Here is a 1859-nt window from a genome sequence, read left to right as displayed (position 1 = left end):
GCTTGATCCCCAGCCTGATCGACGTCGGGTGGAGTACGCGTTCAACGAAGCCGAGGCTTGCGGGGGCGGCAGGATCTGCTGCGGCATGTGCCCGCTTCGTCATCCGGTCTTCAACCGGGATCCACCGTTCCGCGAATATGGTTGGTTGAGGTGTGCGGCCTGGTGGATGCCGGGACAAGCCCGGCATGACGTAAGAGTTCGCCCGAGGTCTCACCGGGCGGCCGTGATGGAGGGCGAGTGGTGTGCCGACAGGCTTCAGCCAAGGCCTCCCCGCTCTTGCCGGCGAGATGCGCCAGATCAGTTGGAACAAGGGCTGATCGCCTGCTCCGTTGAAGGCGAGCTGGCGCCCGGCCGCGCGGGAACGGCGTCTGGCGCCATCGTCCCGCGCGGCCGGGCGTTACTTCTTCGCGGCCGCTTTCTTCGGTGCGGCCTTCTTTGCCGCCGGCTTCTTGGCGGCGGGCTTCTTCTTGGCGGTCTTTCCCTTGCTGGGCATCGCCGCCCGCGCGTCAATCAGCTGGGCGGCTTCTTCGAGCGTCAGTTGATCGGGCGCGATCGTCTTGGGCAGGGTCGCGTTAGTCTCGCCATCGGTGACATAGGGGCCGTAGCGCCCCTCCATCAGCTTGATCTCCGCCTCGCTACGCGGGTGCTTGCCCAGCACCTTGAGCGGCTCGCGCGTGCCGCGCTGCGGGCGCCCGCCACCGGCGGCTGCCTCGGCGAGCTTCACGACGGCGGCGTTCATGCCCGTTTCGAACACGTCGGCTGTGCTCTGCAAGCGCGCATACTTGCCGTCATGCTGAAGGTACGGGCCATAGCGGCCGATCGAAGCGACGATGTCCTTGCCCGTTTCCGGGTGCTGGCCAATCGTGCGCGGCAGGCTGAGAAGCTTCAGCGCCATTTCGAGATCCAGCTCGCCCACGTCCTTCGGGATCGAAGCGCGCTTTGCGTCCTTGCCCTCGCCAAGCTGGATGTACGGGCCGAACCGCCCTGACTTGCGCTCCACCGGCAGGCCCGTTTCGGGATCCTGGCCAAGCTGTTCGGGCTCACCGCTGTCGCCGCCTTCCGCGCCCGCCTGCGCGAAGCGGCGGGTGTATTTGCATTCCGGATAGTTGGAGCAGGCGATGAACGCGCCAAACCGGCCGCCGCGCAGCGCGAGCTTGCCGGTGGCGCAGCTCGGGCAGAGGCGGGGATCGGTGCCATCGGCGCGATCGGGGAACAGATAGGGCGCGAGAAAGGCGTCGAGTTGCTCGGTCACTTCGCTCGGCTTGAAGTCCATGACCTCTGCCGTGCGCGGCTTGAAATCTCGCCAGAATGCCTCGAGTACCGCCTGCCATTGCGCGCGGCCGCCCGACACGTCGTCCAGCTCTTCCTCGAGCTCGGCGGTATAGTCATAAGCGACATAGCGTTCGAAGAAGCGTTCGAGGAACGCCGTCACCAAACGCCCGCTTTCCTCGGCGAAGAAGCGGTTCTTCTCGACGCGCACATAGGCGCGATCCTTCAGCGTCTTGATGATCGAGGCATAAGTGGAGGGGCGGCCGATGCCGAGCTCCTCCATCCGCTTGACCAGCGAGGCTTCGGAGAAGCGCGGCGGCGGCTGGGTGAAATGCTGTTCGGCGTCGACCGACTTCTTGGCGGGGGAATCGCCGTCGCGCAGGCGCGGCAGGCGCTTTGCGTCCTCGTCGGCGCTGTCGTCCTGACCTTCCTCGTAGAGCGCGAGATAGCCGGGGAAGAGCACGACTTGACCGGTGGCGCGCAGGACGTTGCGACCCGTGCCGTCGGCCATGTCGACCGTGGTGCGTTCCATGCGGGCCGACGCCATCTGGCTGGCGAGCGCGCGCTTCCAGACGAGGTCATAGAGGCGG

The 1859-nt window shown here is 66.5% G+C and carries 1 protein-coding gene; it reads right to left on the bottom strand.

The window, feature by feature from the left end; translation table 11 throughout:
- Window positions 1-397: 397 nt before the first annotated feature.
- A partial coding sequence (locus AX702_RS17980) for a topoisomerase C-terminal repeat-containing protein (protein ID WP_197420674.1) occupies window positions 398-1859 on the bottom strand: 1462 nt, incomplete at its 5' end.

It is taken from the genome of Sphingomonas sp. CCH5-D11 (assembly GCF_001557395.1).
Lineage (GTDB): Bacteria > Pseudomonadota > Alphaproteobacteria > Sphingomonadales > Sphingomonadaceae > Sphingomonas.
The sequence above is the reverse complement of the archived record's forward strand: the minus strand, read 5'-3'. Positions and strand labels throughout refer to the sequence as shown.